Source organism: Paenibacillus gorillae, assembly GCF_000513275.1.
GTDB classification, from domain to species: Bacteria; Bacillota; Bacilli; order Paenibacillales; family Paenibacillaceae; genus Pristimantibacillus; species Pristimantibacillus gorillae.
Genome location: NZ_CBVJ010000115.1, coordinates 1 through 5,158, shown reverse-complemented (window position 1 = coordinate 5,158; position 5,158 = coordinate 1). Strand labels below are relative to the sequence as shown.

The following is a 5,158-nucleotide window of genomic DNA, read 5'->3' as shown; positions in this document are numbered from 1 at the left end:
TCATTATGGACAAGCTGCGGGAAGCGCTTGGCGGCTTGGCAGGCAAGCAGATTGCTGTGCTTGGCCTTGCATTCAAGCCGAATACGGATGATATGCGGGAAGCCCCTTCGTTGTCCATCATACCGGAGCTGCTGAAGCTGGGCGCTTCGGTGCGGGCTTATGATCCGATTGCGGCGGAAGCGGCTTCGAAGCTGCTGCCTGGTGATGTACAGTACGCGGCGTCTGCGGAGCAGGCGGTTGCGGGCAGCGATGCTTGCGTGATTTTGACCGAGTGGGCGGATGTTGTATCGATGGATCTGGCACAAATCCGTGAAAGCATGAAGGTTCCAGTCGTTATCGACGGGCGCAACTGCTTTGATACGGTGGAAATGGAGCGTCGCGGCTTTATCTATTACTCTATCGGACGCAGACCGGTCAACCGGCTTCAAGAGGGGCGGAAATCGGTCAATTTGTAGCGGGAAACGATCCGGGAGAGGGGGTGAATCATTCGTTGACGGCGCGCGTCGCCGTTTTTGGCCGTTAGGCTGGCGACTGGTGAAGTCGTGCTGACGGATTCTAACCGGCAGTGCGCGTGCCGCTGAAATCGGATTGATGAACCGTTATAAGTTTTGAGAGGAGAGAAGTCAATGAAAAGGAATTTTCGCGTATTGGCCATGACGCTGATCGTAGCTTTGATGGTACCGGCGATTGCTGCTAACGCATCCGCTGCATCCAAGGTATCGTTCGGCGGCCAATCCGTACCTGGATTTTCTCAGGGCTCTAATTCGAATTCCTCGAATTCGAATAGCTCGTTCAAAGGGTTCGACAACCAGTTGTTGAACAAAATTTTGGACAAGCTCAAAACGGAGCTGGAGAAAAACACAGGAAACGGCAAAGGCAACGGAAACGGGAACGGAAATGGCAACGGAAATGGCCATGGAAACGGCAATGGCAACAACGGTAATAACGGCAACGGCAACGGCAACGGCAACGGCAACAACGGTAATAACGGCAACAACGGCAACAACGGCAATAACGGTAACAACGGCAACAACGGAAACAACGGAAACAACGGAAACAACGGTAACGGTGGCGCTGCGGAGATCGAGAAGAAGGTTCAGAAGATCTACAATGACACGTCTGCAAAGATGTTTCAATTGCGCAACACTTGCCAAGCTGAGCTGACAGGTTATGCCGTACAGTTTACGACGCTGACCTCGACTCATGACAAGACAGAATTGTACAAAGTTGCTACTTCCGCATTTAGCGGCTGCACAGGACAATATGCAACTGCCTTTTCGGCAGCGGGCAATGCGATTGCAGAAGTCGGCGGCAACCCAGTTATTCTAGAGCCAATTCAAACACGTTACGAGCAAGAGATTGTTGCGGGCCGCGCACAGCTTAACGCAATTGTCGGCAAATAATTTATACTTATATGGCTGCAAAAGGGCTCCGGTGTTCACCGGGGCTCTTTTGGCGTTGGCGGTATGTGTAGTGTATACCCAAGGGGTGTATAGTCTAACACAGTACTCCACACATGTGGTGTGTAGAGTGTTACTAAATATGGAAGGGTCAGGATTAGTCTTACGCCCTTTGTTATCTAAAAAACTCACCCAAAACTTTGATGAAAAAGCTATAATAATCTTACTAACTACTGGATAGGGTCATACCAAAGAATGATTCCCTATGTACATGAGAGAGGGATATTACCAAGTATTATCGAAATTTCATATTGCTTGTAGAATCCTAGAACTTTTGAATTGAATTGGACTTAGAACCTGACTGAAGAAGTTTCTATATTGATGAGAAGGGGCATGCTTTATGAATCGAAGTGAATATTTCAATTACATAGAAGAGAAATTGCAAGTCTTGGCATATCGCATTGAAAAAAGAGGACGATTAAATATTTTAGATTTAAACATTTATTCCGAATCCTTTTTTGCTGATTTACTTAATTTTCTTTTTAATTTTAAATTAGTAAATCTAAATGTACTTAAGCAAAATGTCGAAGGTATTGATTTAGTAGATATTAATGGGAAGATTATTGCACAAGTTTCTTCCACGTGCACGAAGCAGAAAATTGAAGGTTCATTAAAAAAGAAAATATTTCTGAAATATCAGGGCTTCACATTTAAGTTTGTTTCTATTGCAAAAGACGCGGGAAAGCTACGAGAAGGAAGTTTTAATAATCCACATAAAGCCCTTTTCTCGCCGGCTGACGATATCATTGATATTGGAATTATATTAAATGTTGTTTTAAATATGCGAATTGAGAAGCAAAGAGAAGTTTACGAATTTATAAAAAAAGAGCTTGGAAAGGAAGTTGATGTAGTAAAGGTTGATACTAATCTTGCAACTATTATCAACATATTAGCTAGTGAAAATTTATCTAGTAATATAGAGTCACCTGAAATCAATTTTTTTGAGATAGATAAGAAAATTGAGTTTAATGATCTCTTAGATATAAAAGAAACAATTGATGATTATAAAATCTACTATCAGAAGTTGGATGAGAAGTATGCGGAGTTCGATAGAGAGGGTGCGAATAAAAGTCTATCGGTTTTTCAGATTATCAAGAAGCAATATATTCTATTGCAAAATGGAAAAACTAATCCCTGCGACCTGTTCTTTGGTATTATAGATAACGTTATAAAAATTATATTAGAAAGCAAAAATTATAATGAAATTCCGTATGAAGAGCTTGAAATGTGCGTATACATTTTAGTTGTAGATGCATTTATTAGATGTAAAATTTTTAAGAATCCGGAGGGATATAGTTATGTTGCTGCCGGATAATATACATCCTACCCTTAGTATTTATTACAATGGTTCAGTAGTTTTAAAGGAATTAAAGCTAACGGCAAAACAGCAAGTATTTGAGCTTTATCAAGAAGTAAAAGATAAAAATGACATGTCATTTTCGACCTTTTTGCTTAGTTTAGATTGGCTATACTTAATAGATGTGGCTACAGTGAATGAAGATGGATGGGTGGAATTATGTTCATCAAAAAAATTAATAATATTAAATCAAGAGGATATTATCAGAGAACTCAATTTCCACTCTGGAATGAATCTAATCATAGATGAAACCCCTACCTCTGATGGTAAGCAAACTGGTAATAATGTTGGTAAGACGACAGTATTGAAACTAATTGACTTTTGTCTGGGAGCTAGTCCAGCAATTATCTATACAGATACTGAGAATAAAAAATGAAGTATATGGACTGGTTAAAGATTATCTAGTAGAACAAGAGGTTCTTATCAAATTGGTTCTAGTGGAAGATTTAAATGATGAAACTTCAAAAGAAGTAGTGATCGAAAGAAATTTTCTCTCTCGAAAGCGGAATATTCGAAAAATAAATGGTATTCCTGTACTTGATAAAGAATTCGAGGATAAGTTACAGGAACTCCATTTTTCCGAATCATACAGCAGAGAAACCAACTCTTAGACAAATAATATCTCACAATATAAGATACAAAGACGAAAGCATCAACAATACAATAAAGACTCTAGATAAATTTACATCTGATGTAGAATATGAGACTTTATATTTGTTTTTATTAGGCTGCACCTTTGATGAAGGTGCAAAGAAACAAGTACTGGTAGCAAAGATAAAACAAGAAGAACTGTTTCGTGAAAGATTAGAAAAGAAACAGACCAAGTCAGCATATGAAATTGCATTGTCTATGATTAATGATGAAATTGATGAACTAAATAAAAGGAAATCCAATTTCAATTTAAATGAAGATTTTGAGCAGGACATGGAAGAGCTCAATTTAATCAGATATAACATTAACAAAACAAGTTCAACGATTAGCAAAATGAGAATCCGTAAGAATCTCATTGAGGAAGCTAAGAAGGAAATGGAGAATAGTGTTGCTTCGATTGACTTAAAGCAACTTGAATTACTGTATGCGGAAGCAAAAGTTAATGTCGCAGGAATCCAAAAGACATTTCAGGATTTAGTGTCTTATCATAACAGAATGCTTGTAGAGAAGGTTAAATTTATTACAGCAGAGTTACCCACATTAACTGAAAAGATTCATGCAGAGGAACTTCAAATTAACTCACATTTGAAAAAAAGAAAAGGATTTGTCTTTAAAGATTTCCAAAGGCGATTCATTTGAAGAACTTGAAAAGATTATTATTGCATTAAATGAGAAGTATCGTACTAAAGGAGAGTACGAAAGTATTATTTCGCAGCTAAATGAAGTCGATACTAATATTGATGCATTAAAGAGTGAAATAAAAACTATTGATGATTTTTTGTTTTCAGATGACTTTGAGAATGTACTCAAACATCAGCTTAAAAAATTCAACAAACACTTTTCAGCTATTTCATTCGAACTCTATGGAGAAAAGTATGCTCTTAAATATGATAAATCCATAAATAAAAATAAACAACAATTCTATAAATTTAGTGCTTTCAATGCTAATATGAGTTCTGGAAAAAAACAAGGTGAAATATTATGTTTTGATTTAGCATATATACTTTTTGCTGATGAAGAAGGACTACCTTGTTTGCACTTTTTGCTTAACGATAAAAAGGAACTGATGCACGATAACCAATTAATTAATGTGGCAGACTTTGTTAAAGATAAAAACATTCAATTAGTTGTTTCAATATTAAAAGATAAATTACCTGATAGCCTTCTTGAAAAAGCACATGTAATAGTTAAGTTATCACAGGATAGTAAATTATTTATGATTGAACAGAATTAGTTAGTCAATAATTAGATTAGGAGAACGCTTCTCTTTAAGTGCTTTCCTTCTTCAACGATTGAAACGATGCAATATATCTCTCTAGTAAGAATTACATGAGCAAATGCTGTTTATTTGAAACAAACTTTTGTTTTCACTTGCTACAACACATATAGAAAAAATTATACTGCTTATAACAAGTAGTTTTTAATGTAATTTTATTCATAAACAAAACCTAAGCGTGTTAGTTCCGCTTAGGTTTTTGTTTATGTCTGGATAAATTAAAAAAGACATCACAAAAAATACTCGGAAATTGAAAAGATTAGGACTTACACACGTCTTAAGTATTGAGATACAATATATTCGGTAGGATGTTCAAACTATGAACCAATATTAGTCTCTTAAGCTTGTAGAAAATGTGTTTTAATAAACTAATTAAATTTCATTTTTTTAATGTGATTCATTGAGAAAGATTTA

General features: G+C 36.7%; 6 protein-coding genes. All 6 read left to right on the top strand.

What is annotated here, in order from left to right; genetic code table 11:
* The coding region (locus TY10_RS22015) for a UDP-glucose/GDP-mannose dehydrogenase family protein (RefSeq protein WP_162160669.1) at positions 1 to 455 on the top strand (455 nt) is incomplete at its 5' end.
* A 171-nt stretch (positions 456 to 626) separates the two neighbouring features.
* Positions 627 to 1,403, top strand: a complete 777-nt coding sequence (locus tag TY10_RS30610; protein WP_052350704.1) for a hypothetical protein — start codon at positions 627 to 629, stop codon at positions 1,401 to 1,403.
* A 397-nt stretch (positions 1,404 to 1,800) separates the two neighbouring features.
* Positions 1,801 to 2,775: an ABC-three component system protein gene (locus TY10_RS22005; RefSeq protein WP_042168330.1), complete on the top strand. Its 975-nt coding sequence runs from the start codon at positions 1,801 to 1,803 to the stop codon at positions 2,773 to 2,775.
* Positions 2,759 to 3,193, top strand: coding sequence for an ABC-three component system middle component 6 (locus tag TY10_RS31805; protein WP_238327885.1), 435 nt, complete (start codon positions 2,759 to 2,761; stop codon positions 3,191 to 3,193). The genes TY10_RS22005 and TY10_RS31805 overlap by 17 nt, the downstream gene beginning before the upstream one ends.
* Before the next feature lie 338 nt (positions 3,194 to 3,531).
* Complete coding sequence (locus TY10_RS31800; RefSeq protein ID WP_162160667.1) at positions 3,532 to 4,107, top strand: hypothetical protein; 576 nt, start codon at positions 3,532 to 3,534, stop codon at positions 4,105 to 4,107.
* Positions 4,073 to 4,702 carry a DUF2326 domain-containing protein gene (locus TY10_RS31795; protein ID WP_162160665.1) on the top strand — a complete coding sequence of 210 codons (630 nt, stop codon included), beginning with the start codon at positions 4,073 to 4,075 and terminating at the stop codon, positions 4,700 to 4,702. The genes TY10_RS31800 and TY10_RS31795 overlap by 35 nt, the downstream gene beginning before the upstream one ends.
* Positions 4,703 to 5,158: the final 456 nt, after the last annotated feature.

Bases quoted from the DNA above. Each gene is read 5' to 3' on its own strand.
- TY10_RS30610 (WP_052350704.1), top strand. From the start codon at position 627: ATGAAAAGGAATTTTCGCGTATTGGCCATGACGCTGATCGTAGCTTTG.
- TY10_RS22005 (WP_042168330.1), top strand. From the start codon at position 1,801: ATGAATCGAAGTGAATATTTCAATTACATAGAAGAGAAATTGCAAGTC.
- TY10_RS31805 (WP_238327885.1), top strand. From the start codon at position 2,759: ATGTTGCTGCCGGATAATATACATCCTACCCTTAGTATTTATTACAAT.